The following is a 25,067-nucleotide window of genomic DNA, read 5'->3' on the forward strand; positions in this document are numbered from 1 at the left end:
GGGATCACCACCACCAAGCCCGGCTCGGCGATGGCGCCGCTGCCCGGCATCTCCGCGAAGATCGTCGACGACGACGCCAACGAACTCGGCGCCGGCGGCTCCGGCTACCTGGTGCTCGACAAGCCGTGGCCGGCGATGCTCCGCGGCATCTGGGGCGACATGGACCGCTACCGCGAAACCTACTGGTCCCGCTACCCCGAGCAGGGCTGGTACTTCGCCGGCGACGGCGCCAAGTACGACGACGACGGCGCCCTGTGGGTCCTCGGCCGCGTCGACGACGTCATGAACGTCTCCGGGCACCGCATCTCCACCTCCGAGGTCGAATCCGCCCTCGTCGGCCACCACGGCGTCGCCGAAGCCGCCGTCGTCGGCGCCGCCGACGAAACCACCGGACAGGGCATCGTCGCGTTCGTCATCCTCCGCGAAGGTGTCGAAAACACCGGCGACACCCTCATCGCCGAACTCAAGGCCGAAGTGTCCCGGGAGATCAGCCCGATCGCCAAGCCCCGCCAGATCACGATCGTCCCCGAACTCCCCAAGACGAGGTCGGGCAAGATCATGCGACGTCTGCTCAAGGACATCGCCGAGGGCCGCGACCTCGGCGACACCTCGACGCTCGTCGACCCCAAGGTCTTCGACGCGATCCGCGGCAAATAGGGCGCTCCGCGCCTCGTGAGTGGTTGACGAGTCCCTGCACCCGTCAACCACTCACGGGCGGCGAAGCCGCCACAGCGTCTGCTCCTCGCCGATCCCCTTCAGGCCGGCAGTGAAGACGTCGCACCGGTACTCCGACAGCGCGAGCAGGGCGCCCACCTCCGGGTCCTCGTGCACGGCCCGTGACAGGACGATGTCGCCGCCGTTCGCGCAGCCCTGCACCCGCGCTGCCAGATTGACGGTCGCGCCGAAATAGTCGACGCTGCCGTCGTTGTCGATCATCACCGCGGGCCCCTGGTGCAGCCCGACCTTCAGCGACACCGAGTCGTCCGCACCCAAATGCTTGCGTCGGAAGTCGTTCCACCCTGACTGCATCGACTCGGCCGCCGCCCAGGCCTCCCTCGCGCCGGCGAACGTCGCCATGACCGCGTCACCCATCTGCTTCACGACGCCGCCGTTCTCCCGCACCACCGCGTCACGCAGATACCGGAAATGGCTCTGCACGAACGCGAACGCCCGGACGTCGCCGATACGCTCGTACAGGGCGGTCGAACCACTCAGATCCGTGAACAGCACCGCCAGGTTCGCGATCCCGATCTCGTCGCCGGGCGCCACCCCCTGATCCGGGAACAGATCCGTGAAACCCTCGAGCGACATCACGAGAGCACCGGTCGCGGCGGCGTCCTTCCACCGCTCCCGCTCGACCACTATCAGGGCTTCGCCGGGAAGCCGGTTCGCGACGTCGAGGTGGATCGACCCGTCGGTGACGGGTGCACTGTGCACCCGGAGTTCCCCGGGCCCGCACTCCACCGTCAGCGCCGCACCGGCGGAGCCGACGTCGCAGGACACCGGGCTACCCACCTGATAGCAGCGCAGCCGCAGCCACCCGGCGTCGAGGTCGAGCCGCTCGGACCGCTGCTCCCCCGGCTCGAGCCGCAACTGTGCGACCACCGACGGTGAATTCGCGGGACCACCGATGCAGTAGCGGGCCCGCTCCGCCCGACGGACAGCCGGGTTGACGTCGAAGCGGATCTCCACCGACCGCGCCAGGTCCGTGTCGAACGCGATATCGCACGTATCGCAGTGCACCCGGCTCGGCAACTGTCGCAGGCGGCCGGAGTCTTCACGGACGGTCCGGCACACCGGGCACAGCACGCTCCAGGTCAGGTCCAGCAGACCGCAGTCGGCGGCGTGGAGAAACACGTACAGCAGCTGCATGCGATCGGCTCCCCAGCGGTCCGCCAGTTCGAACGGCCGCATGCCGGTCACCTCGAGATCGGATCCGGTCCGCAGATGGGATTCCAAGCGCCCGATCAGATTCGGAGAATCGTGCGAACGGGACAGCTGCGCCGTCCGGAGTTCCAGCCGGCCCGGATCCAGCCGCTCCGGCGGCGGCAGGGCGGGAACGGAGTGCGCCTGCGGATCGCGGTTGTGTTGTTCCAGCGCGTGCGCGAGCGCCACCGTTTTCCGGATACCCGTGCGTGCCAACACGGTTCTCGCCGCAATCGCCCCGAACCAGGTCCGTGGGACGATTCGCGCGAACACCTCGACTTCGGTGTCGCCGGCGGCCGGATGAAGGCGGACACCCGTCGAGATCTCCGTCAACGGTCCGCCCGAGAAGCGGCGGAGGACCTGGTAGAAGCGGCCCTCGATCCACTCGAACGGGAACTCCTCGTATCGCACCCGCCGCCCGTACGACCGGGTTTCCGCCGAATAGTGTCCCTTGCGGCGTCGATCCAATGTCGGTGCGAAATGCACAGGCGACAGATCGATGTTGCGGTTGAGCCGATCGGTGTCGGCGAGAAACGACCACAGATCCTGCTTCGGCAGCCGGATCCGGGTCTTCCGGGACAACAGCACGGCTTTCGCCATGCATGAAACTATAGGCCGCTGCGCGGCTCGTGAGTGGTTGACGAGTGCAGAGACTCGTCAACCACTCACGGGGGCTACGCCCCTACGTCGTCGAGCGATTGGTCGCGCGTCTCGCGCATGACGAGCAACGCGACGAACGTGAGCGCGGCGGCGATCAGCAGGTAGATACCCACCCAGCCGACGCCGTAGGTGGTGGCGAGCCAGGTGGCGATGAACGGGGCCACGGCGGCACCCAGGATGCTCGCGGTGTTGTACGCGATCCCCGAACCGGTGTACCGCACGTTGGTCGGGAACAGCTCGGGCAGAACGGCGCTCATCGGACCGAAGGTCATGCCCATCAACAACATTCCGATGGCGAGAAACGCGAGCATCCGGGCGTTGCCCATGCCTTCCTGGTTCAGCATCACGCCGAACGTGAGGCCGAACACCATGATCAGTGCGGTGATGGTCAGCAGCGTGATGCGGCGACCATAGCGGTCGGCCAGCCACCCCGACACGGGGACGGCGGCCGCGAAGAACAGGACCGCGATCAGCTGGAGGACCAGGAAGTCGGCGTATTGGAAGCCGGCGCCGGTGCCGCCCTGAGCCGGGGTCTTGCCGGTGCCGTAGCTGAGCACCCAGGTGGTCATGATGTAGAACAGCGTGTAGGTGGCGAGCATGACGAACGTGCCGATGATCAGGTGACGCCAGCTGGTCTTCAACACCTCGGCCAGCGGGGTCTTCACCTTCTCGCCCCGCTCCACGGCGCGGGCGAAGACGGGCGTCTCCTCGAGCTTCAGCCGCACGTACAGACCGATCATCACCATGATCGCGCTGAGCAGGAACGGGATACGCCAACCCCAGCTGAGGAACGCGCCGTCCAGGTCGGGGCTGCCGTTGTCGTGGTCCAGGAACAGCGTGATGATCAGGAACAGCCCGTTGGCCAGGAAGAATCCGATCGGCGCGCCGAGCTGCGGCCACATCGCCGCCCAGGCCCGCTTGCCCTTCTGCGCGGTCTCGGTCGCGAGCAACGCCGCGCCGCTCCACTCCCCACCCAGCCCGAGGCCCTGGCAGAACCGCATCAACGCCAGCAGCGCGGGCGCGACGATGCCGATCTGGTGGTACGTCGGCAGCAGGCCGATCACGAACGTGGCGATGCCCATCGTGAGGAGCGAGCCGACGAGCGTCGTCTTACGTCCGATGCGGTCGCCGAAGTGACCGAACAGGATCGAGCCCAGGGGCCGGGCGACGAAGGCGAGACCGAACGTGGCGAGGGACGCCAGCAGGGCGGTGGTGCCGTTTCCCTTGGGGAAGAACAGGTGTGGGAACACGGACACGGCCGCGGTGGCATAGATGTAGAAGTCGTAGAACTCGATGGACGTCCCCACCATGCTCGCGACGACGATCCGGCTTCTGGGTACGCCGGCGACGGTGACCCCGTCGTCCGGTTCTGGCTTCGACGTATCGACGGCACTGCTCACTCGACTTACTCCTGCACGATGCTATTTCAACTATTGGGACGAGAGTCCATTCCTTAGGAATTGAACACCTCGTGTCTTTCGCTTGGCAAATTGGATAAGCTCTTCTCGGTGCGCCGGGAAGTCTGGTCGGCAGAGCAATTGCCGTACCCGGACGACAAATCGAAAGCGAGCGACCCTCGTGACCCAGCCCCTCCGCTCCGAACTCTCCCGCTACCTCCGCACCGAGACCGTCGGCGGTTCGATCCTGCTCGTCGCCGCCGCCGTGGCCCTGGTCTGGGCGAACTCCCCCGTCTCGGACTCCTACTTCGCACTCCGCGACTGGGAGATCGGGCCGGCGGCACTCCACCTGAATCTGACGGTCGGGACGTGGGCGCAGGACGGGCTGCTCGCGATCTTCTTCTTCGTCGCCGGCCTGGAACTGAAGCGGGAACTGGTGGTGGGCGAACTCGCCGACCGCAAGCGCGCCCTGCTCCCGATCATCGCGGCCTGCGGCGGCGTGGTGGTGCCGGCGATCATCGCGGCGTCGATCGGCGCCGGAACACCCGGCATGGACCGGGGATGGGCCATCCCCGTCGCCACCGACATCGCGTTCGCACTGGGAGTGCTCGCGCTGACCGGATCTCGTATCCCGGCGAGCGCCCGCGTGTTCCTCCTCAGCCTGGCCGTCGTCGACGACCTCCTCGCGATCGTGCTCATCGCGGTGCTGTTCACCAGCTCGATCGCCCTGCTGTGGCTGCTCGGCGCCGCCCTCTGCCTGGCCGTCTACGCGTTCGCTCAGCACCGGCGCATCACCACGCCGCTGCTCTATGTTCCGCTCGCGCTGCTCACCTGGTACTGCATGCACGACGCCGGAATCCACGCGACGCTGGCCGGTGTCGCCCTCGGCCTCCTCACCCGCGTGCGGCGCGACCCCGGGGAGCGCGAGGCCCCCGGCGCACGCCTCGAGCACCGCATCCAACCGCTGTCGGCCGGCGTCTGCGTTCCCCTGTTCGCCCTCTTCGCGTCCGGCGTGGCGCTGAGCAGCGAACTCCTCGGGCAGCTCTTCACCAACCCCATCTCGCAGTCCGTCATCGCGGGACTCCTCGTCGGCAAGACCGTCGGCATCTTCGGCATCTCCTGGCTCGCGATCCGCCTGGGCATCGCGAAGAAACCGCGTGCACTGGGGTTCCGCGACATGTTTGCCCTCTCAGTGCTCGGCGCGATCGGGTTCACCGTTAGCCTTCTCGTAGCGGATCTCGCGCTTGCGGGGATCGGTGACGGCAGCGAGGCCGAAATAGCTAAGGTCGCGGTGCTCGTGACATCGTTGACAGCGTCGCTGATCGGATCAGCGTTACTGTGGCGACGCGGTCGGGTCCATGCGGCCCGGAATGATGACTCGGAAGTGCAAGAGCTACCTGGAGGGGTCGACAAGTGAGCATCACTCACGGCAAGGGAGACAGCCCGCGTTACACGGGAGACGGGGTGCCGAACACGGTGTCGTCGATCCCGCTGACGGACGTGGACGCTCGGACATCCGGCGAGGCGAGCCTCGGCACGCTGGTCAAGCATGCGACCGCGCAGGTGTCCACCCTGGTTCGCGCCGAGGTCGAGCTCGCCAAGGCCGAGGTCACCGGTGAGGTCAAGAAGGGTCTGCAGGGCAGCCTGTTCTTCATCCTCGCGTTCACCGTGCTGCTGTTCAGCTCGTTCTTCTTCTTCTTCTTCCTCGCCGAACTCCTCGACGTGTGGATCGCCCGCTGGCTGGCGTTCCTGATCGTCTTCCTGATCATGGTCGTGGTGACGGCGATACTCGCCCTGCTCGGCTACATGCGGGTGCGCAAGCTACGGGCGCCCGAGAAGACCATCGACTCCCTGAAGCAGGCCAAGACGGTCCTTCCGACGTCGTACTCGGATGCGGAAGCCCATCTCGCATCGTCCAGCGGACGTCACGCGCGGTAATTCGCTCCGGTGGCACCACCCGATCCGTCAACCGTCCGTTTCGACGGCCCCTGGATTCATCGCGACATCCATGCCAACGGAATCCGATTCCACACCGTCGAGGTCGGCGCATCCGCACCGGATGCGCCGCTGGTCGTCCTGCTGCACGGTTTCGCAGACTTCTGGTGGTCGTGGCGCCATCAGCTGACGGCGCTGTCGGCCCAGGGGTATCGGGCCGTCGCCGTCGACCTCCGCGGCTACGGCGATTCCGACAAACCGCCGCGCGGCTACGACGGGTGGACGCTTGCCGGTGACATCGCCGGCCTGATCCGGGCCATGGGCTACGGCGAGGCGACCCTCGTCGGGCACGCCGACGGCGGCCTGGTCTGCTGGGCCACGGCTGTCCTCCACGCCCGGCTCGTCCGGTCGATCGCGCTGGTCAGCTCACCGCATCCCCTCGCACTGAAGCAGGCCGTCCTCCACGACCGGTACCAGCGCAAGGCCCTGCTGCCCTCGTTCGTGTCCTGCCAGGTGCCGTGGCGACCCGAACGTCGCCTCACCCGGGACAACGGGTCGGAGGTCGAGCGGTTGATCCGTGCACGCTCGGGCCCCGCGTGGACGGAGAACCCCGAGTTCGACGTCGTGATGTCGCGGATGCGGTCCGCGATCCAGATTCCCGGCACCGCGCACTGCACCCTGGAGTACCAGCGGTGGGCGTTCCGCAGTCAGTTCCGGCCGGACGGCAGCCGGTTCATGGCGTCGATGGATCAGACGCTGCGGATCCCCGTCCTGCACCTCCACGGCGACCTCGACCCGTACGTGCTCGCGGACACGGTGCGTCGCAGCCACCGCTTCGCACCCACCCAGCAGATGCACACCGTCACCGGTGTCGGCCACTACGCGCACTGGGAGGCCCCGGAACGGGTGAACGCCGCCCTGTTCGACCTCGTCGCGCCCCGCACGGTCTGACGCTCAGAGGATGCATGCCCCGGTGTCCACGGCGACGGACGCCCCGCCCGCGGCCTGCAGCTGACGCGACACCTCCGCGGCGGTGAGCACGAACCCGGTGTCACTGTTGTCGACGGCGGCGCCGAACACCACCCCGAGCACCTGCCCGTCGCTGTCGACGAGTGGTCCGCCCGAGTTGCCCTGCCGGATCGAACCGCGGACCGTGTACACCTCACGCTGGACCGTGCCCGCGCGGTAGATGTCGGGGCCGCTGAGGTCCAGGATCTCTCGGACCCGCGCGGCGCTGGCCGTGTACGGTCCGCCGCCCGGGTACCCGAGCACGAGCGCGTTGTCGCCGGTCTGCGCCGGCTCGGGCGCGAAGTTCAACACGGGGGCGTCCAGTCCGGGCACCTCGAGGATCGCGACGTCGGCGGACGGGTCGAACAACACCACCTCGGCGTCCATCGGCCCGTTCGCGGTATCGACGACGATTCCCGCCGTGCCCGCGACCACGTGCGCGTTGGTCATCACCCGGTCGGGCGCGACGACGAAACCGGATCCCTCCAGTGCCCGCTGGCAACTCGGGGCCACGCCCCGAATCCGCAGCACGCTCGACTGCAGCGAGGACGCGACGGGGCTCTGCAGCACGCTGGCGTCCGGGGGGTCGACGGTCGTGATGGGGGTGCGCCCGAACGGCCCGATGACGTCGGGAAGCCCGGACGTGTCGAGCAGTGCCGTGAATTCGGTGGGCAGTTGCCGCATCCAGGCGGGCGCGATGTTGTCGACCGTTTCGAGCACGCTCGACCCGCGCACAGCGGCAGCCAGCTGGGGCTGGGACGACGACGTGAGCGGGATCGCCAGCAGCCAGGCCGCGATGAACACCGCGACGGCCTGCACGCAGGCCCCGATCACGCTGTCCACGGAGCGGGCGACCGGACTGTGCATGCTTCCCCGCGCGGCCCGGCCCAGCACCATGCCCGCCACTTCGCCGATGATCACCAGGACGACGATCAGGGCGATGCCGACCAGCACGCGGCCGCGGCCCTCGTCGACGTGCACGAGCACGTGCGGGGCGATCAGGATGCCCGCCACCGCACCGAGCACCACCCCGATGAACGCGAGCACCGACGCCACGGCGCCCTGTCGCCAACCGGAGGTCGCGGCGACGAAGGCGATCAGGACGATCGCGAGGTCGATCCAGCGCGACCCGGTCATCGCTCGACCGCCGGGCGGCCGTGACCGTGCGTCAGGTGGTCGTCGTCGAGGTCGTTGTCGAGTTCCGCGAGGACCGTGTCGAGGTCGCGGATGTCGCGGCGGTCCCACGCCTGTTCCCAACCGGAGATCGCGAACAGCGCGGCCAGGATGCCTGCCGTGAACCCCCACACGAGCATGCCGTCGGCAGCGAACGCCGGGCCCTGGTACCCGGCGGGGTGCCGGACCTGGAACCGGTTCCGCGGATCGATCAGGGTGTGCACGGGCACCCGGGCGACGCGCTCCGCCTCCGCCGGGTCGACCACACCGACCGCGCTGGGCTTCTCCCAGTACGCGAGGACGGGGGTGACGTCGAATCCGGACGGTGGGATGAAAATCTCCTCGAGCACGGCGAGCGGGCGGACACCGGACGGGTCGAGTCCCGTCTCCTCCTGGGCCTCCCGCAGCGCGGTGGCGATGGGCCCCTCGTCGCCGGGATCGCTGGCGCCGCCGGGGAACGCCACCTGGCCGCTGTGCTGACGCATCGTCGACGCACGCTGAGTCAGCAGGACGTCGGCGCCGGCGGGCAGTCCCCCCGACATCAGGGGGTCCGCCTCGGAGGGACCACCGAACAGCACGAGCACCGCCGCCTCACGGGTGGTCATCCCCTTCGGCGCACGCCGGTCGAGGACGGGATTGATCTTGTGCGGGTCGGCCGGCGTCCGCTGCACGACCCGCCGCAACCAGGACGGGACGGCGACGCCGTCCACGGACACCGTCATGCCGCGACCCCCAGGTTCTGTTCGACGGCAGCCGCGATCTCGTCGACGCTGCGAAACGGCTGAGGCAGGACCTTCGCGACCGTGCCGTCGGGCCGGATCAGCACCGAGACGGGCAGGACGGGAGGTGCTCCGACCGCGGCGCGGACACGCCCGTCGCCATCCTGCACACCGGGCAGGGTGACGGAGTAGTCGACCAGTCGGGACAGCGCGCTGGACTCGTTGGGATCGGTGTGCACCGTAAGGACGGTAACCGCGTCCCCCGCACGATCCGAAAACTGCTGCATATAGGGCAGCTCCTCGGCGCAGGGGCCGCACCAGTACGCCCACAGGTTCAGCAGCGCCGGTCGGCCTCCGAGCGCGGCCGCGAGATCGACCTGACTGCCGTCGCCGACGCACTCCAGCGTGATGCCGGTCAGGACCGCACCCGCCGACGGCTCCGAGGTGGCCGCCGGAGCGGGACACGGAGCCAGGCCCGCCTGCGTCCTCAGCGCTGCGAGCGCGTCCGGGTCGGCGTCCACCGACGTGGGGGTGCGGCTCCCCGCACCGAACCGGTCCTCGTACGACGGCGTTTCGGCATCGTCACCCCGGGGCCAGATCGCGACGACCAGAGCCACCACGACGACGAGAGCGGCCAGACTCCACCGCGCTGCGCTAGACACTCGTATCTACCCTCACCTGCCGGCCAGACGCAGCAGATGCTCCGTCTCCGGTCCGCGAACCAGTTCGGCGGCGACGTCGGGGTCGACGGGGCCCAGCCCGTACGACGGACAGTCCTTGGCGAGCACGCACACCCCGCACGCGGGCTTGCGGGCATGGCAGACGCGCCTGCCGTGGAAGATCACCCGATGCGAGAGCAGCGTCCACTCCTTGCGCTCGATGAGGGCGCCGATCGCGTGCTCGACCTTGACCGGGTCTTCCTCCTCCGTCCACTTCCAGCGCCGGACGAGCCTCCCGAAGTGGGTGTCGACCGTGATGCCGGGCACGTCGAACGCGTTGCCGAGGATCACGTTGGCCGTCTTCCGGCCGATCCCCGGCAGTGTCACGAGGTCCTTCAGAGTGTTCGGGACCTCGCCGTCGAAGCGTTCGAGCAACGCCTGCCCGAGCCCGATCAGCGAGTTGGTCTTGTTGCGGTAGAAGCCCGTGGACCGGATGTACTCCTCGAGCTCGGTGCGTTCGGCCTCCGCGTACGCCGTGGCGTCGGGGTAGCGGGCGAACAGCGCCGGCGTCACCATGTTCACCCGCACGTCCGTGCACTGCGCGGAGAGGATGGTCGCGACGGCGAGGTCGAGTGGTGTGGTGAAGTCGAGCTCGCAGTAGACGTGGGGGAAGGCCTCCGCGAGCTTGCGGTTCATTCTGCGGGCGCGCCGGACGAGTCCCAGCCGGGTTTCTTCCTGCTTCGCGGCCCGCGAGCGGGTGCGTCCACGCACTTCGGAGCTGTCGCTGGGGGTCGCATGCACGGGATCAACTCTACGGATACCCGACCGATCCGAATCGCCGCTGTGTCGCTTCTGAGACATTTGCAGTGTTTACTTCCCCGTATGCAAGGTCTCGCTGTGGTCCTCTTCCCAGTGCTGCTGATGCTGTTTGCGCTGGCCATGGAGCGGGTGGAGTTCAGACTCCGCCGGCTCACGGTTCGTCAGCAAGAGGTGGAAGAGTTCCTCGACCAGGCAAGTCACGACGAAGTGGCCACCCTGGCCCACGAAGGATTCCCCCACGCATTGGCACGCTTCCATCGCCGTCGCAAGGGTCGTTCGAGCTTCGAAACCGACGACGTCGCGGTGACCGAAGTGGGCTCGCGGCGCGCCAGCTGACCCCCGCGAAGTTCCCGAATCAGCGCACCCTAGGACGCATCCTCCGGTTAACTTTTGCGACTTCCGTGGTATCGGTCACTCAGACCGAGCCGTCTCAACGTAGACTTCAGAGCCGTACCTGTTGCACAGCGACACGCCGCGGATCACCGGGGCATCGTCGACATGCAGCAAATCGCGCACAATATGCATACAGACGAACAATATTCCCAAGGAGCGCACGTGGACGACGTCCTGGCAAGAGCCGGCATCTTCCAAGGAGTCGAGCCCTCAGCGGTAGCGGCGCTGACCAAGCAGCTGCAGCCTGTCGACTTCCCCCGCGGACATGTCATCTTCAACGAAGGTGAGCCCGGTGACCGCCTGTACATCATCGTGTCCGGCAAGGTGAAGATCGGTCGCCGCTCGCCGGACGGCCGGGAGAACCTGCTGACGATCATGGGCCCGTCCGACATGTTCGGTGAACTGTCCATCTTCGACCCCGGCCCGCGTACGTCCACCGCCACGACGGTCACCGAGGTCCGCGCGGTCAGCATGGACCGCGAAGCGCTCAAGGCGTGGATCGACCACCGCCCCGAGATCGCCGAACAGCTCCTGCGGGTGCTCGCGCGCCGTCTGCGCCGCACCAACAACAACCTGGCCGACCTGATCTTCACGGACGTTCCCGGTCGTGTCGCCAAGGCGCTGCTGCAGCTCGCGCAGCGGTTCGGCACCCAGGAGGCGGGTTCGCTGCGGGTCACGCACGACCTCACGCAGGAAGAGATCGCCCAGCTCGTCGGCGCTTCCCGCGAGACCGTCAACAAGGCACTCGCCGATTTCGCGCACCGCGGATGGCTGCGCCTCGAAGGCAAGAGCGTGCTGATCTCCGACTCCGAGCGCCTGGCACGCCGCGCACGGTAGTTCTCGCACCAACGAATTCGGCCACCCCCTCGCACGGAGGGGGTGGCTGAATTCGTTCGGTTGCTAGTCGTGGCTGCGCAGGTAGGCAAGCTGCACGTTGACCGATTTCTCGGCCACCGGCCACAACTTCGGGTCGACGTCGGAATAGACGTGCTCGACCACCTCTCGGACGGTCGGGCTGCCACCCAGTGCGCCGAGCGCGGCCCGCACCTGGTCGAGCCGCTCCTCCCGATGATCGAGATACTGCTGCGCGATCACGTTCAGGTCGGGCAGTTCGGGTCCGTGACCGGGCATCACTTGGCGGCCGGCTCCGAGGTCCAGCAGTCGGCGCAGCGACGACAGGTAGTCGCCGAGGTCGCCGTCCGTGTCGTCGAGCACCGTGGTGCCGCGGCCGAGGATCGTGTCGCCGGTGAGGACGGTGCCCTCACCCTCCACGATGAAGGACACCGAATCCTTCGTGTGCCCGGGTGTGGCGATCACCGTGAGCGTGAGTCCCGCGACGTCGATGGTCTCACCGTCGACGAGGGCTTCGCCGCCGCCGCGGAGGAATTCGGGATCCACCGAACGCACGGGTGCGCCGGTGAGTTCGAAGAACCTCTGCACTCCGCCGGTGTGATCGAAATGACGGTGTGTGATCAGCGTCAACGCGACCGGACCGAGTGCCGCGACACGCACGAGGTGCTCCTCGTCGGCGTCACCCGGGTCGACCACCACACACTCGGCCCGGCCCGGCGCACGCAGAATCCACGTGTTGGTTCCGTCGAGCGTCATCATGCCGGGATTGTTCTCGAGCATCACCGAGACGATCGGGGTGACCTCCCGCACCTGGGCGTAGGCCGGATGGGCAAGCGTCATGGCACTACGACTCCGGCTGCACTTCGGCGATCAGCTCCACCTCGACGGGGGCGCCGAGCGGCAACTCCGCGACACCGACGGCCGAGCGTGCGTGGGCGCCGGCATCCCCGAACACCTCACCGAGGAATTCGGACGCACCGTTCACGACGCCGGGCTGACCGGTGAATCCCTCGGCGGAGGCGACGAATCCGACGACCTTGACGATCCGCACCACCGAGTCGATGCCCACGAGGGCGTCGACCGCGGCCAGCGCATTGAGCGCGCAGGTGCGGGCGGCGGCCTTCGCGTCGTCGGCCGACACCTCGGCGCCGAGCTTGCCGACGTGCGTGAGCTTGCCCTCGACGATCGGCAGCTGCCCGGACGTGTAGACGTAGTTGCCGGTGCGCACGGCGGGCACGTAGGCGGCCACCGGCGGGACGACGGACGGCAGCGTGATGCCGAGCTCGGTCAGGCGGGCGGTCCAGTTCTGTGTCTCTGCCACGGCCCTCAGCCCTTCGGACGCTTCAGGTACGCAACGTGCTGCTCACCGGTGGGTCCGGGAAGAACCGTCACCAGTTCCCAGCCGTCGGTGCCCCACTGATCGAGGATCTGCTTGGTCGCATGTGTGAGCAGCGGAACGGTGGCGTACTCCCAGGAAGTCAATTCACTCATGCCGGTGAGCCTATCCCCCGCACATCCCGCCTCCCAGACTTATAGGCTCGACCCCGTGGTTGCATCCCCAGACCAGCTCACCCCGACGTGGCCCGAGAAGGCCGCGCGGGCCCGGCTGCATTTCGTCTCCGGAAAGGGCGGCACCGGAAAGTCCACGGTGGCCGCCGCGTTGGCGCTCGCCCTGGCCGAGGGTGGGCGTCGTGTGCTGCTGGTGGAGGTGGAGGGCCGGCAGGGAATCGCCCAGCTTTTCGACGTGCCCCCGCTCCCGCCGCAGGAGACGAAGGTCGCGGCCGCCGAGGGTGGCGGGGAGGTGATGGCGCTGGCCATCGACATCGAGACCGCCTTCCTCGAGTACCTCGAGATGTTCTACAACCTCGGTTTCGCGGGCCGCGCGATGCGCAGGTTCGGTGCCATCGAGTTCGCCACCACGATTGCGCCCGGCCTTCGGGACGTGCTGTTGACCGGCAAGATCAAGGAGTGTGTGGTGCGCACCGACAAGTCCGGCAAGCGGGCGTACGACGCTGTCGTCGTCGACGCGCCGCCGACCGGGCGGATCGGCAACTTCCTCGACGTGACGAAGGCGATGGCCGACCTCGCGAAGGGCGGTCCGGTGCGGTCGCAGAGTGAGGGCGTGGTGCGTCTGCTGCATTCCGACGAGACCGTCATCCACCTCGTGACGCTGCTCGAGGCGCTGCCGGTGCAGGAGACCACCGACGCGGCAGAGGAACTGGCCCGCGCCGATCTGCGGCTCGGCACCATCGTCGTCAACCGCACCAGCCCGCAGTTCCTGCCTGGCGAGACCCTCACGGACGCCGCGAAGGGACGCATCGACGCCGAGGCCATCCGCGCCGGACTGCGGAAGAGCGGGATCACCCTCGACGACGAAGATTTCGCGGGGTTGCTCACCGAGACGATCGAGCACGCGTCCGTACTCGAAGCGCAGGAGGAGAGTGCCGGACAGCTCGCCGAAGTGGACGGGGCACGACTGCATCTGCCGTCGCTCGCCGACGGTGTGGACCTGGGCGGGCTGTACGAGCTCGCGGAGTATCTGACGGAACAGGGTGTCCGATGACGCAGACAGTGGAACACGAGCGCCGCCGCACCGCCTCCGCTCTGGATGTCGCGGGGATGCTGGAGAACCGGGCCACCCGGATCGTCGTGTGCTGCGGCGCGGGTGGGGTCGGCAAGACCACCACGGCCGCGTCGCTCGCACTGCGCGCCGCGGAACAGGGACGGAAGGTGGTCGTGCTGACCATCGACCCGGCGCGTCGACTCGCGCAGGCCCTCGGCGTCGCGGAACTCGACAACTCGCCTCAACCCGTGCAGCTCGGACCGGACGCCACCGGCGAACTGCACGCCATGATGCTGAACATGCGCCGCACGTTCGACGAAATGGTGATCGAGCACTCCACGCCGGAGAAGGCGGAGCAGATTCTCGCGAATCCCTTCTACCAGACCGTCGCCACCTCGTTCTCGGGAACGCAGGAGTACATGGCGATGGAGAAGCTGGGGCAGCTCGCCTCCAGCGACGAATGGGATCTGGTGATCGTCGACACGCCGCCGTCCCGAAACGCACTGGACTTCCTCGACGCACCCCAGCGTCTGGGCGCGTTCCTCGACGGTCGCATGATCCGGTTGCTCACCGCACCCGGCCGCGGTCTCACCCGGCTCGTCACCGGCGCGATGGGGCTCGCACTGCGCGGCGTTTCCACCATCGTGGGTAGTCAGATGCTGTCGGACGCCTCGAATTTCGTGCAGTCACTCGACTCGATGTTCGGCGGATTCCGCGAAAGGGCCACGCGCACTTACGAATTACTTCGACAGCCGGGCACCAAGTTTCTGGTGATCGCGGCAGCCGAACCGGATGCACTGCGGGAGGCGGCGTTCTTCGTCGACCGGCTCGCAGGCGACGAGATGCCGCTCGCGGGCCTCGTCCTGAATCGGACGCACCCCACTCTCAGTTCCCTGTCGGCCGATCACGCGGTCACTGCCGCCGACCAACTCGGGGACCAAGACCCCCTCACCGCCGCCGTACTGCGGATCCACGCCCATCGGGCGGTGATCGCCAAGCGTGAGGTTCAACTACTGAGCCGGTTCACGGCCGCCCACCCTCGGGTGCCGATCGTCGGTGTGCCCTCGCTGCCGTTCGAGGTCTCGGACCTCGAGGCCTTGAGGGCGGTGGGCGACCAGCTCACCCGCACGAGCTGATCAGCTCCTGCCGGAGAACCGGTCACCCGTCTGTTGCTTACCTGCCTGCGAATCAGTTTCCGAACGTCAGACGGCGGACTGGTGCTGCCGCTGAGCCTCGAAGAAATCGGACCATGATTCCACCTCTGGGTGCTGCTTGAGCAACGCCCGGCGCTGACGTTCCGTCATGCCACCCCACACGCCGAACTCGACACGGTTGTCGAGAGCATCGGCTCCGCACTGCATCAGTACCGGGCAATGCCGGCAAATGGTTGCGGCCTTGCGCTGTGCTGCGCCGCGTACAAAGAGTTGATCGGGATCGACTTCCCGGCAACGAGCCTGGGTGACCCAGGCGATTCGCGCTTCTGCTTGCTCGACGTCCAGACGGCTGGTTGGGGTGGTCATGTGCATTCGTTTCCCCTCTTCGAGTCTGCGCAGCCCAGCACTTATCACGCCGAGGCTGCACCACATAAGCGATGGGGTGTTATCTCCATCACACTGTTCCAACAATTTAGGTAAAGAAACCGCAACGCGCAAGACGAAGAACACGCTTTTTTGGTACGCCCGTCCATACCCCGTGCTCAGGGCTTTTTCCTGGCCGAATTCCGCGCCCAACCAGCGCACCCTCAGACCCCACGTAGTCTGTAGATCGTGTCGATTGCAAAAACAGTGGGGAAGCTCGCGGGATCCTCCGCCTTGGCAGGAGTGCTCCTCGCCGGCGTGATGTTTCCGCTCGCCGGCGGGTTCGGTTACGCGTCCAACAGGGCGGCTGACACCGTCGACAACGTCTCGGCCGAACTGGTCGAAGGAACGGTTCCCGCGGTCTCGACGATGGTCGACTCGGCGGGCAATCCCATCGCGTGGCTGTACGACCAGCGGCGGTTCGAAGTCCCGAGCGACAAGATCTCGAACGAGATGAAGCTCGCCATCGTCTCCGTCGAGGACCGCCGGTTCCCCGAGCACAAGGGTGTCGACTGGCAGGGCACGATGCGTGCCTTCCTGACCAACACCACGAGCGGTGAAGTCCAGCAGGGCGCGTCCACGCTCGACCAGCAGTATGTGAAGAACTACCAGCTGCTCGTCGTCGCCAAGACCGACGCCGAACGCCGAGCGGCGATCGAGACGACGCCCGCCCGCAAGATCCGCGAGATCCGGATGGCGCTGACGCTCGACAAGGAACTCACCAAGGACGAGATCCTCACCCGCTATCTCAACCTGGTGCCGTTCGGCAACGCCTCGTTCGGCATCCAGGACGCCGCCCAGACCTACTTCGGCATCGACGCCGCCGAACTGAACACCCAGCAGTCCGCGATGCTCGCGGGCATGGTGCAGTCGAGCTCGGCGCTGAACCCGTACACGAATCCCGAAGGCGTGCTCGAGCGCCGCAACGTCGTTCTCGACACGATGATCTCGAACATCCCCGAGCGGGCCGCCGAGCTGCGGCAGCTCAAGGAGACACCCCTCGGTGTGCTGCCCGAGCCCAACCGGCTTCCCCGCGGGTGCATCGCCGCCGGCGACCGCGGGTTCTTCTGCGACTACGCCCTCCAGTACCTGGCCAACGCCGGCATCAGCCGCGAGCAGATCGACAAGGGCGGCTACCTGATCAAGACGACGCTCGACCCCGCGGTCCAGGCATCGACGAAGGCGGCGCTCAGTGCGAACGCCAGCCCGGAGCTCGACGGCATCGCAAACGTCATGAACGTGGTCCAGCCCGGCCAGGATTCGCACAAGATTCTCGCGATGGGCAGTAGCCGCACCTACGGCCTCGACGCGAACGCCAACGAAACCGTGCAGGCCCAGCCGTACTCACTGGCCGGGCACGGCGCCGGGTCGATCTTCAAGATCTTCACCACGGCAGCCGCGATGGAGAAAGGCCTCGGCACCAACGCCATCCTGGACGTCCCCGGGCGGTTCGAGGCCAAAGGCATGGGTAGCGGTGGTGCGCGAGGCTGTCCCGCGTCCACGTACTGCGTCGAGAACGCCGGCAAATACCCGGCGGCACTGTCGGTGACGGACGCGCTCGCACAGTCGCCCAACACCGCGTTCGTCAAGCTCATCCAGGCCACCGGGGTCGCCCCCACCGTCGACATGGCGGTGCGGCTGGGTCTGCGCTCGTACGCCGACCCCGGCACCTCCGGATTCGACGATCGCAGCATGGCGGACTTCCAGAAGGATCAGAACCTGGGTTCGTTCACCCTCGGGCCCACATGGATCAATCCCCTGGAACTGTCGAACGTCGCGGCAACGCTCGCGTCGCACGGCAAGTGGTGCCCACCCACCCCCATCGATTCGGTCTTCGACCGTGAGGGCAAGCCCGTCTCGGTCACCCAGCAGGCGTGCGAGCAGGTGGTCGAACCCGGACTCGCCGACACCCTCACCAACGCCATGAGCAAGGACGACAAGCCGGGCGGTACGTCCGCCGGGGCGGCGGGCAGCGTCGGCTGGACGCTCCCGATGGCCGGTAAGACGGGTACCACGGAATCCCACATGTCCTCGGGCTTCCTCGGGTTCACCAACAACTTCGCCGCCGCCGTCTACGTGTTCGGTGACTCGCCGACGCCCGGGGAGATCTGCTCGGCCCCGCTGCGTCCGTGTGGTGACGGAAACCTCTTCGGTGGAAACGAACCCGCCCGGACCTGGTATGCGGCGATGAACCCCATCGCCAACAACTTCGGGCCGACGTCGTTGCCGCCGGTCGATCAGAAGTATGTGCGGGGTTCGCAGAACGGTCAGGTTCCGGACGTCACCGGGCTGAGCCAGTCGGCCGCGACGTCCCGTCTGCAGGGAGCGGGGTTCACCGTCAACTCGGTCACCACCGAATCGCAGGCGACCAAGGGGACGGTCACGAGCGTGTCGCCGTCCGGTTCGGCCATTCCGGGGTCGACCATCACGATCTACGTCAGCGACGGATCGGTGAAGGCCGCTCCCCCTCAAGCGCCGGCTCAGGGCATCCCCGTTCCGCCCATCCAGCTGCCCGGCCTGCCGCCGATCCAGCTGCCGCCCATACCGCGGTAACCCCCACGTGAGTGGGAAGGTGTGCGGGGGCGCACTTTCCCACTCACGTGCGGGTCAGAGGCGGGACTTCACCGCGTGCGAGAGCCGCGAACCGTCAGCCTTGCCGCCCGCGAGTGCGCCGGCGGCCTTCATGACCTGACCCATCTGACGCATACCGGGACGCTCACCGATCTCCTCGGCCACCTGAGCGATGGCGGTGTCCACGACGTCGACGAGTTCCGCGTCGGTCAGCGGGGTCGGGAGGTATTCGTCGATGATCTGAGCCTCGGCCCGCTCCTGCGCCGCCAGCTCACCTCGACCGTTCTCGGTGTAGATCTCGGCGGACTCGCCGCGCTTCTTCGACTCCTTCGCGAGGACCTTGAGCACCTCGTCGTCGGTGAGTTCACGAGCTTCCTTGCCGGAGACCTCTTCGGTCTGCACGGCGGCCATCAACATGCGGATAGTGGCGGTGCGCAGCGAATCCTTGGCCTTCATCGCGGCCGTCATGTCGGAGCGCAGTCTTGCTTTCAGTGAATCTGGCATGGGCGAAACGCTACGCGCCCCGATTCTGACACTGCACCGCGATTGCGCTCATCAGTATCCTGGAAGAGTGTCTGACGAGTTCCGTGCCAACCTGACCCGCGCCGCCCTGGGTACGGCGGGTGCCGCCGCCCTCGGCATCGGCTACGCCTCGCTCATCGAACGCAACGCGTTCGTGCTGCGTGAAGTCACGATGCCGGTCCTCGAACCCGGGTCGTCGACGCTGCGGGTGCTGCACATCAGCGACCTGCACATGATGCCCGGACAGCGGCTGAAACAGAACTGGCTGCGCGAGCTGGACAACCTCGACCCCGACCTCGTCGTCAACACCGGCGACAACCTTTCGCACCAGCGGGCGGTGCCCGCGGTGGTCCAGGCGATGGGGAATCTGCTGGCCCGCCCGGGACTGTTCGTCTTCGGCAGCAACGACTACTTCGCGCCCAAGCCGAAGAACCCGCTCAAGTACTTCCGCAGGGAACACAAGCGGGTCCTCGGCGAGCCGCTGCCGTGGGGCGACTTGCGGGCCGCGTTCACCGAGCGCGGCTGGTTCGACGTCACCCACGTGCGCCGCGACCTCGAGGTGTCGGGGGTTCGGATCGCGTCGGCGGGCGTCGACGATCCGCACCTCAAGCGCGATCGGTACGACACCATCGCCGGCCCGCCCAATCCGCTGGCCGATCTCCGCCTGGGCATCACCCACTCGCCCGAACCGCGTGTGCTCGACCGGTTCGCGGACGACGGATACGACCTCGTGCTGGCGGGCCACACGCACGGCGGTCAGCTGTGCCTGCCGTTCTACGGCGCGCTGGTCACCAACTGCGACATCGATCGCTCGCGGGTGAAGGGTCCGTCGAAGTGGGGCGCGCACACCCAGCTGCACGTGTCCGCCGGGGTCGGGACGTCCCCGTGGGCGCCGGCCCGCTTCTGCTGCCGCCCCGAGGCGACGCTCCTGACGTTGGTTCCGGCTCAGCGCGGCGGCTCGGATGCCGACGCCGCGCGGAGTCGCACGGAGTCGTCGGAGAGCACCGTTATACGCAATTGACCAGGGGATTTAATGGTCACTGACTGTGTAATGTAAGCTAGCCGAGGTTCAACACGGGGTGTGGCGCAGCTTGGTAGCGCGCTTCGTTCGGGACGAAGAGGTCGTGGGTTCAAATCCCGCCACCCCGACAGTGTGAGACACCGAGAAGAGGCTCCGACCGGTTCGCCGGTCGGAGCCTCTTCTGCATGGTGGGGGCGTTTTCCGGTTGCACGGACCCCACGCACTCCCGCCCAAAACCTCAGGCTAGCCTCACCTCATGTCATCGAGGCTCTACGTACGCGCCGGGCTGGTCGCCCTGGCCACCGTCTTTCTCGCCGCCTGCGGCACCACCGACAGCGGATCGTCCGCCGGCAACACCGATGTCGCGACCGGCGGTCGACTGTTCGCCACGGCGGACGCCGAGACCGCCAAACTCGGCACCGACGCCGATCCGGGCGTCTTCCCCCGGACCATCACCCACGCGCTCGGCGAGACCGTCATCGAGAAGAAGCCCGAACGGGTGATCGTCCTCGACGGTGGTGAGCTGGACGACGTGCTCTCCCTCGGAATCACGCCCGTCGGACTGGCCAGCCCGGAGAGCGCCGCAGGTCAGCCGTCCTACCTCGCCGACAAGCTCGCCGGAGTGCCGGACGTCGGCACCACCAACAACCTGAACCTCGAGGCGATCTCCGCGCTGCAGCCCGATCTGATCCTGGGCAGCAAACTGCGCGCCGACAAGCTGTACCCGCAGCTGTCGTCGATCGCACCGACCGTGTTCGGCATCCGCCCCGGCTTCCCGTGGAAGGAGAACTTCCTGCTTGTCGCCGACGCCCTCGGTGAGGAGACCAAGGCGGAGGACGTTCTCAACACCTACCAGACCCGCGCCGACGAGGTCCGGGAGTCGATCACAGGTGAGCCGACGATCTCGCTGGTGCGGTTCATGTCCGGCAAGACCCGCCTGTACGGCAACCTGTCGTTCATCGGCGTCATCCTGAAGGATGTCGGGCTCCCCCGCCCCACGATCCAGGACGTGGACGAACTCGCCGTCGAGGTGAGCCAGGAGACGATCGGCGAGGCCGACGCCGACCGGATCTTCTACTCCAGCTACGGCGCACCCGACACCACCGACGAGTCGACCGTGGTCGGCGGCCCGCTGTGGAATCAGATGCAGGCGGTGAAGGACGGCAAGTCCGTGCACGTCAGCGACGAGACGTGGTTCCTCGCCCTCGGCCCCACCGGCGCGATGCTCGTCCTCGACGACCTCGAGAACATGCTCGCAGCCTGAGTCACCGAGTTACTGAGGCACAGGCATGAACGCGTCGTAGATTGCCTGCGGCGCACCGTCGATTGCCCAGATGACCATGAGTCCGACGGCCACGGTGAGGGCGGGCCCGAGCACGACCTTCTCGAAGGGCCCGCCCGCCCGGATGGACAGGAACGACGGAAGCCGGAACTCCCACCACCGTTCCTTGCCGAGTGTGAGGAACGGGGCGAGGAAGGGGACGCCTTCCTTGGTGATGGCGTCCCCGAGACAGTGGGTGACGCAGCCGAGCGCCACCGCGACACCGAGTCCGGTGGAGCCGGCCTCCGTCGGATACGACTGCCACGTGAGGGCGGACAGCACGGCGGCGACCGCCGAAACTGCCAGCCAGCCTTTTTCTTTGGCCAGCTCACCGGCCAACCCTCTAAGGGCCAGGCCGAGGCAGATGAAGAGCGTGGCGATGATGGCCGGTTTGCCGAACTGGACGACCAGCGCCGACACGCCCGCTCCGATACCCGCCGCGAACAGCGCGGTGTGGGTGAGCGTGCGGTGTCCGCCGCGCCGCTTGCCGTCCCGTTTGCCCTTTGTGACAGTGTAGAAACCCAGCGACACCGCGTCGACACCCTTCGCGACGACGTTGCTGACCGGACCGAACGAGCGCGAGACGGTGGACTGGCTCGTGTCGAGGTCCGGGAGCAGCGCCGCCCCGGCGCACACCGCCGCGAACGTGAAGGTCTCGGCCGTCGAGGTGGGCCCACCCCAGTCGAGGGGCAGCAGATCTGCGACCGCCAGACCTACGGCAGCACCGGACATTGCATGGGTTGGACCCATCACCATGGAAGACAGCACCTTTCGACCCCGACTCGGGACACGGTCATACGAGCCGGTGTCCTGACACCGCCCAACCTAGCAACAACATCCGACACATCCGTCACACCCCTGTGAGTACTTCTCAACCGCGGGCGGTTAACAAGTACTCACGGGGGGCGCCGAGGGTGGATGATGGAGTTGTGCGTTACGCCCAGTCGGGCGAAGGAGGGTCGAAAGTGGAAACTGTGGTGGTATTCGTTCTCGCCTGCCTGATCTACTGGTGGGGCCTGCTCTGAGCCTGCCCCACCAACGAACGTCAGTTCTGGCTCTGCCCTTCCCGGACACCGATTTCCACTCGCTTGCCGAGGTCGGGATCGACGTTCTTCCAGTATTCGAAGACGCGGAGCAGGACCGGCTCGCTGACACCGCCGAGTGCGTGACCGACGATGTTGATCACCAGGCGTTCGCGTTCGTCGTCGTCCAGGACCTCCCGGACGAGCGTGCCCGCCTGCGTGAAGTCGCCGTCCTCGGCGTGCTCGATGTAGCCGGCGCGCACCGACTCACCGTCGAACGCCCAGAGGCCTTCGTCGCCGGCGAGGGAGGCGTCGGCGTGCGGGCCTCCGTACGAGTTCGGCGCGTACACCGGGGTCTCGGGCGAATTGGTGGCGTACCGCATCGCGCCGTCCTGCGAGTACGAGTTCACCTGATTCTTCGGTGCGTTGACGGGCAGCTGCGCGTAGTTGGCGCCGATGCGGTACCGGTGAGCGTCCGCGTACGAGAAGACGCGGCCCAGCAGCATCTTGTCGGGTGAGAAGCCGATTCCCGGAACGACATTCGACGGTTCGAACGACGCCTGTTCGATCTGGGCGAAGAAGTTGTCGGGGTTGCGGTTGAGGGTCCACTTGCCGACCTCGATCAGCGGGTAGTCCTTCTGCGACCACACCTTGGTGAGGTCGAACGGATTGAACCGGTAGCCCTCGGCCTCGTCGACGGGCATGACCTGGACCTTCAGCGTCCAGCTGGGGAACTCGCCGCGGGCGATCGTGTCGTACAGGTCGGCGCGGTGATGGTCGGGGTCGTTGCCGGCGAGGGAGTCGGCCTCGTCCTGGGTGAGAAACTCGATGCCCTGGTTGGTCTTGAAGTGGTACTTCACCCAGAAGCGCTCGCCCTCGGCGTTGACCCACTGGTAGGTGTGCGAGCCGAATCCGTCCATGTGACGCCACGTCTTCGGGATTCCGCGGTCACCCATCAGCCAGGTCACCTGATGGGCAGACTCGGGCCGCAGCGTCCAGAAGTCCCACTGCATGTCGTGGTCGCGCAGGCCGGATCCGGGCAGACGCTTCTGCGAGTGGATGAAGTCGGGGAACTTGATCGGGTCCTTGATGAAGAACACCGGCGTGTTGTTGCCGACGAGGTCGTAGTTGCCGTCCTCGGTGTAGAACTTCACGGCGAAGCCACGCGGGTCGCGCCAGGTGTCGGGGCTGCCCTGCTCGCCGGCGACGGTGGAGAACCGCACCAGCGACTCGGTTTTCGCGCCGGGCTGGAACAGCGTGGCCTTGGTGTAGCGGCTCACGTCGTGGGTGACGACCAGTTCGCCGAATGCGCCGCCGCCCTTGGCGTGGACGACGCGCTCCGGGACACGCTCACGGTTGAACTGGGCGAGCTTCTCGACCAGGTAGTGGTCGTGCAGGAGGATGGGCCCCTGGGGACCGGCGGTGAGCGATTCGTTGTCGCTGACGACGGGAATTCCGGCATTGGTGGTGGTCGCGCGCTGTGTTTCAGGCATGGCAAAGCCTCCAGGTTGCATCGGGTGAGGGTGTAGCGGTGGGGACGGACGGGTCAGGACAGGGCTGCTGTCGACCCGGTTCCGCTCTGCGCGTCGATTTGGCACTGCGAGCAGAGTCCCCAGAAGACGACCTCGGCCTCGTCGATCTCGAAACCGTGGGCCTGCGAGGGGTCGAGGCACGGTGCCTCGCCGACTGCGCAGTCCACGTCCACGACGGTCCCGCAGCTGCGGCACACGAGGTGGTGGTGGTTGTCTCCGGTACGGGTTTCGAACCGTGCGGGCGAACCCGCGGGCTCGATGCGGCGGAGTAGGCCGGCGGCGGTGCATGCCTTGAGGACGTCGTACACCGCCTGGGTGGAGACCGAACCCAGCTCGTCACGAACGACGGCCGCGATGTCGTCGACGTCGGAATGTGGCCGTACGGCAACCGCATTCAAGACTGCGACTCGCGGGGCTGTGACACGGAGGCCCACGCCGCGCAGTTGCGCTCGGGGATCGGTGTCGTGTCGCATGTGTTCAAGTATCGGCCTTTTTTGGAATTAGTCAAGAAAAGGATGTGTCGGAAATTCTTGACATGCCGGAAATCTCCGACATATGGTCGGGTCGTGCCCGACGACGACGTCTTCCTCGCCCTCGCGAACCCCGTGCGCCGCCGGCTGCTGGAAATCCTGGCGGACGGCCCCCGGACCGCGGGTGACCTCGCCGGCCGTTTCGACCTCAGCCGACCCGCCGTCGCCGAACACCTGCAGGTGCTGCGCAAGGCAGGACTCGTCCGCGACGAACCGTCCGGGCGGCAACGTCACTATCACCTGACCGCAGAGCCACTCGCCGACGTGGGCGACTGGCTGCACCCGTTCGAGCGGTTCTGGCGCGGCCGCTTGCGCACACTCGCCGACATCCTCGAGGAGGACTCGTGACCGACCGCACCACCACCATGATCTCCGTCGACCAGTTCATCGCCGCACCACCGGCCAAGGTGTGGCGGGCCCTCACCGAGCCGGAACTCCTGGCCCGCTGGTGGGCGGCGGGCGACATCGCCGCCACGGTCGGGCATCGGTTCCACCTGAACATGCCCGGCTGGGGTTCCGTGCCCTGCGAGGTGGTCGAGGTCGAGCCCGAACGGCGACTCGTCTACACCTTCACCGAGAACTGGACACTGACCTGGAACGTGGTTCCCGAGGGCACCGGCACCCGCCTGTTCCTCGAACATTCCGGCTTCGACCTCGACGACAAGCGGAGCCGCGACGCGTTCGAGCGGATGGGTCCGGGCTGGCGCGACACCGTGCTGCCGCGCCTCGCCGGCGTCGCCGCGGACGTCGAATAACGAACCCGGGAACAATTCGGCGGACCAATCCGCTGAACCCCCTGTCGGCGTCCGGACATGCCCCGGGCCTCACCCCATTCGTCGCTACGAGCGACCACTCGCCGAGAGGCGC

At 67.3% G+C, this 25,067-nt stretch carries 27 protein-coding genes and 1 tRNA gene; 14 read left to right on the forward strand and 14 right to left on the reverse strand.

The window, feature by feature from the left end:
• The coding region (locus RJ1_RS36450) for an AMP-binding enzyme (RefSeq protein ID WP_143169584.1) at positions 1–657 on the forward strand (657 nt) is incomplete at its 5' end.
• Between the two features lie 51 nt (positions 658–708).
• On the opposite strand, the gene RJ1_RS36455 is transcribed toward RJ1_RS36450, so the two are convergent.
• Both RJ1_RS36455 and RJ1_RS36460 read right to left on the reverse strand, forming a co-directional pair.
• Positions 709–2,526: an adenylate/guanylate cyclase domain-containing protein gene (locus RJ1_RS36455; protein WP_073367816.1), complete on the reverse strand. Its 1,818-nt coding sequence runs from the start codon at positions 2,524–2,526 to the stop codon at positions 709–711.
• Positions 2,527–2,600: 74 nt separating this feature from the next.
• A complete protein-coding gene (locus tag RJ1_RS36460; protein ID WP_073367819.1) occupies positions 2,601–3,986 on the reverse strand; it encodes an MFS transporter in 1,386 nt (461 codons plus the stop codon).
• Positions 3,987–4,164: 178 nt separating this feature from the next.
• Between RJ1_RS36460 and nhaA the strand changes: the two genes are divergently transcribed.
• The 3 genes from nhaA to RJ1_RS36475 are packed head-to-tail and all read left to right on the forward strand — an operon-like array spanning position 4,165 to position 6,869.
• A complete protein-coding gene (gene nhaA, locus RJ1_RS36465; protein ID WP_073367822.1) occupies positions 4,165–5,400 on the forward strand; it encodes a Na+/H+ antiporter NhaA in 1,236 nt (411 codons plus the stop codon).
• Entirely contained in the window at positions 5,397–5,921 is a 525-nt protein-coding gene (locus RJ1_RS36470) for a phage holin family protein (protein WP_073367825.1), read from the forward strand. Before nhaA ends, RJ1_RS36470 begins: the two co-directional genes overlap by 4 nt.
• 9 nt (positions 5,922–5,930) lie before the next feature.
• Positions 5,931–6,869 carry an alpha/beta fold hydrolase gene (locus RJ1_RS36475; protein ID WP_073367828.1) on the forward strand — a complete coding sequence of 313 codons (939 nt, stop codon included), beginning with the start codon at positions 5,931–5,933 and terminating at the stop codon, positions 6,867–6,869.
• Between the two features lie 3 nt (positions 6,870–6,872).
• Here RJ1_RS36475 and marP read toward each other — a convergent pair whose 3' ends face one another.
• Genes marP through nth form a run of 4 tightly spaced genes read right to left on the reverse strand, consistent with a single transcriptional unit; the run spans position 6,873 to position 10,338 of the window.
• On the reverse strand, positions 6,873–8,063 hold the full coding sequence (gene marP, locus RJ1_RS36480; RefSeq protein WP_073367831.1) for an acid resistance serine protease MarP: 1,191 nt from the start codon (positions 8,061–8,063) through the stop codon (positions 6,873–6,875).
• Positions 8,060–8,821 carry an NUDIX hydrolase gene (locus RJ1_RS36485; RefSeq protein ID WP_073367834.1) on the reverse strand — a complete coding sequence of 254 codons (762 nt, stop codon included), beginning with the start codon at positions 8,819–8,821 and terminating at the stop codon, positions 8,060–8,062. Before RJ1_RS36485 ends, marP begins: the two co-directional genes overlap by 4 nt.
• A complete protein-coding gene (locus tag RJ1_RS36490) occupies positions 8,818–9,480 on the reverse strand; it encodes a TlpA family protein disulfide reductase (protein ID WP_073367837.1) in 663 nt (220 codons plus the stop codon). The genes RJ1_RS36485 and RJ1_RS36490 overlap by 4 nt, the downstream gene beginning before the upstream one ends.
• 12 nt (positions 9,481–9,492) lie before the next feature.
• Positions 9,493–10,338, reverse strand: coding sequence for an endonuclease III (gene nth / locus RJ1_RS36495; protein ID WP_073367839.1), 846 nt, complete (start codon positions 10,336–10,338; stop codon positions 9,493–9,495).
• 21 nt (positions 10,339–10,359) lie between these two features.
• Between nth and RJ1_RS36500 the strand changes: the two genes are divergently transcribed.
• Both RJ1_RS36500 and RJ1_RS36505 read left to right on the forward strand, forming a co-directional pair.
• On the forward strand, positions 10,360–10,632 hold the full coding sequence (locus RJ1_RS36500; protein ID WP_073367841.1) for a hypothetical protein: 273 nt from the start codon (positions 10,360–10,362) through the stop codon (positions 10,630–10,632).
• 219 nt (positions 10,633–10,851) lie between these two features.
• Positions 10,852–11,526 (forward strand): Crp/Fnr family transcriptional regulator, encoded by a 675-nt coding sequence (locus tag RJ1_RS36505; protein ID WP_005256089.1) that lies wholly within the window; start codon positions 10,852–10,854, stop codon positions 11,524–11,526.
• 63 nt (positions 11,527–11,589) lie between these two features.
• On the opposite strand, the gene RJ1_RS36510 is transcribed toward RJ1_RS36505, so the two are convergent.
• The 3 genes from RJ1_RS36510 to sp36 are packed head-to-tail and all read right to left on the reverse strand — an operon-like array spanning position 11,590 to position 13,032.
• Positions 11,590–12,381, reverse strand: coding sequence for an MBL fold metallo-hydrolase (locus tag RJ1_RS36510; RefSeq protein ID WP_073367844.1), 792 nt, complete (start codon positions 12,379–12,381; stop codon positions 11,590–11,592).
• A gap of 4 nt (positions 12,382–12,385) precedes the next feature.
• Complete coding sequence (locus RJ1_RS36515; protein WP_073367846.1) at positions 12,386–12,862, reverse strand: RidA family protein; 477 nt, start codon at positions 12,860–12,862, stop codon at positions 12,386–12,388.
• Positions 12,863–12,867: 5 nt separating this feature from the next.
• Positions 12,868–13,032 (reverse strand): Sp36 family protein, encoded by a 165-nt coding sequence (gene sp36, locus RJ1_RS46380; protein WP_005248493.1) that lies wholly within the window; start codon positions 13,030–13,032, stop codon positions 12,868–12,870.
• Between the two features lie 55 nt (positions 13,033–13,087).
• On the opposite strand from sp36, the gene bagA reads away from it, so the two are divergent.
• Complete coding sequence (bagA, locus tag RJ1_RS36525) at positions 13,088–14,104, forward strand: ATPase BagA (RefSeq protein ID WP_073367849.1); 1,017 nt, start codon at positions 13,088–13,090, stop codon at positions 14,102–14,104.
• Positions 14,101–15,240 (forward strand): ATPase BagB, encoded by a 1,140-nt coding sequence (gene bagB / locus RJ1_RS36530; protein WP_073367852.1) that lies wholly within the window; start codon positions 14,101–14,103, stop codon positions 15,238–15,240. Before bagA ends, bagB begins: the two co-directional genes overlap by 4 nt.
• A gap of 66 nt (positions 15,241–15,306) precedes the next feature.
• Here bagB and RJ1_RS36535 read toward each other — a convergent pair whose 3' ends face one another.
• Positions 15,307–15,630 carry a WhiB family transcriptional regulator gene (locus RJ1_RS36535; protein WP_005248496.1) on the reverse strand — a complete coding sequence of 108 codons (324 nt, stop codon included), beginning with the start codon at positions 15,628–15,630 and terminating at the stop codon, positions 15,307–15,309.
• A gap of 258 nt (positions 15,631–15,888) precedes the next feature.
• Here RJ1_RS36535 and RJ1_RS36540 point away from each other — a divergent pair, with 258 nt between their 5' ends.
• Entirely contained in the window at positions 15,889–18,234 is a 2,346-nt protein-coding gene (locus RJ1_RS36540) for a penicillin-binding protein (protein ID WP_073367855.1), read from the forward strand.
• A gap of 54 nt (positions 18,235–18,288) precedes the next feature.
• On the opposite strand, the gene RJ1_RS36545 is transcribed toward RJ1_RS36540, so the two are convergent.
• Entirely contained in the window at positions 18,289–18,756 is a 468-nt protein-coding gene (locus tag RJ1_RS36545) for a GatB/YqeY domain-containing protein (protein WP_005248498.1), read from the reverse strand.
• Between the two features lie 67 nt (positions 18,757–18,823).
• Between RJ1_RS36545 and RJ1_RS36550 the strand changes: the two genes are divergently transcribed.
• The 3 genes from RJ1_RS36550 (at position 18,824) to RJ1_RS36560 (ending at position 21,059) form a co-directional block, all read left to right on the forward strand.
• The gene (locus tag RJ1_RS36550) at positions 18,824–19,795 is read left to right on the forward strand and encodes a metallophosphoesterase (protein ID WP_073367857.1); all 972 of its coding nucleotides are present in this window, start codon (positions 18,824–18,826) and stop codon (positions 19,793–19,795) included.
• Positions 19,796–19,849: 54 nt separating this feature from the next.
• Positions 19,850–19,923: transfer RNA gene (locus tag RJ1_RS36555), tRNA-Pro, on the forward strand.
• A gap of 128 nt (positions 19,924–20,051) precedes the next feature.
• Positions 20,052–21,059, forward strand: coding sequence for an ABC transporter substrate-binding protein (locus tag RJ1_RS36560; protein ID WP_073367860.1), 1,008 nt, complete (start codon positions 20,052–20,054; stop codon positions 21,057–21,059).
• A gap of 9 nt (positions 21,060–21,068) precedes the next feature.
• Here RJ1_RS36560 and RJ1_RS36565 read toward each other — a convergent pair whose 3' ends face one another.
• The 3 genes from RJ1_RS36565 to RJ1_RS36575 form a co-directional block, all read right to left on the reverse strand.
• Positions 21,069–21,872 (reverse strand): metal-dependent hydrolase, encoded by an 804-nt coding sequence (locus RJ1_RS36565; protein WP_073367863.1) that lies wholly within the window; start codon positions 21,870–21,872, stop codon positions 21,069–21,071.
• Positions 21,873–22,161: 289 nt separating this feature from the next.
• The gene (locus RJ1_RS36570) at positions 22,162–23,631 is read right to left on the reverse strand and encodes a catalase (RefSeq protein ID WP_073367865.1); all 1,470 of its coding nucleotides are present in this window, start codon (positions 23,629–23,631) and stop codon (positions 22,162–22,164) included.
• A 53-nt stretch (positions 23,632–23,684) separates the two neighbouring features.
• Entirely contained in the window at positions 23,685–24,143 is a 459-nt protein-coding gene (locus RJ1_RS36575; RefSeq protein ID WP_073367868.1) for a Fur family transcriptional regulator, read from the reverse strand.
• A gap of 42 nt (positions 24,144–24,185) precedes the next feature.
• Here RJ1_RS36575 and RJ1_RS36580 point away from each other — a divergent pair, with 42 nt between their 5' ends.
• Positions 24,186–24,548: an ArsR/SmtB family transcription factor gene (locus RJ1_RS36580; protein ID WP_174695064.1), complete on the forward strand. Its 363-nt coding sequence runs from the start codon at positions 24,186–24,188 to the stop codon at positions 24,546–24,548.
• Positions 24,549–24,565: 17 nt separating this feature from the next.
• On the forward strand, positions 24,566–24,955 hold the full coding sequence (locus RJ1_RS36585; RefSeq protein ID WP_162850388.1) for an SRPBCC family protein: 390 nt from the start codon (positions 24,566–24,568) through the stop codon (positions 24,953–24,955).
• Positions 24,956–25,067 lie beyond the last annotated feature (112 nt).

The sequence above is a fragment of the Rhodococcus jostii NBRC 16295 genome (assembly GCF_001894825.1).
GTDB lineage: Bacteria > Actinomycetota > Actinomycetes > Mycobacteriales > Mycobacteriaceae > Rhodococcus_F > Rhodococcus_F jostii.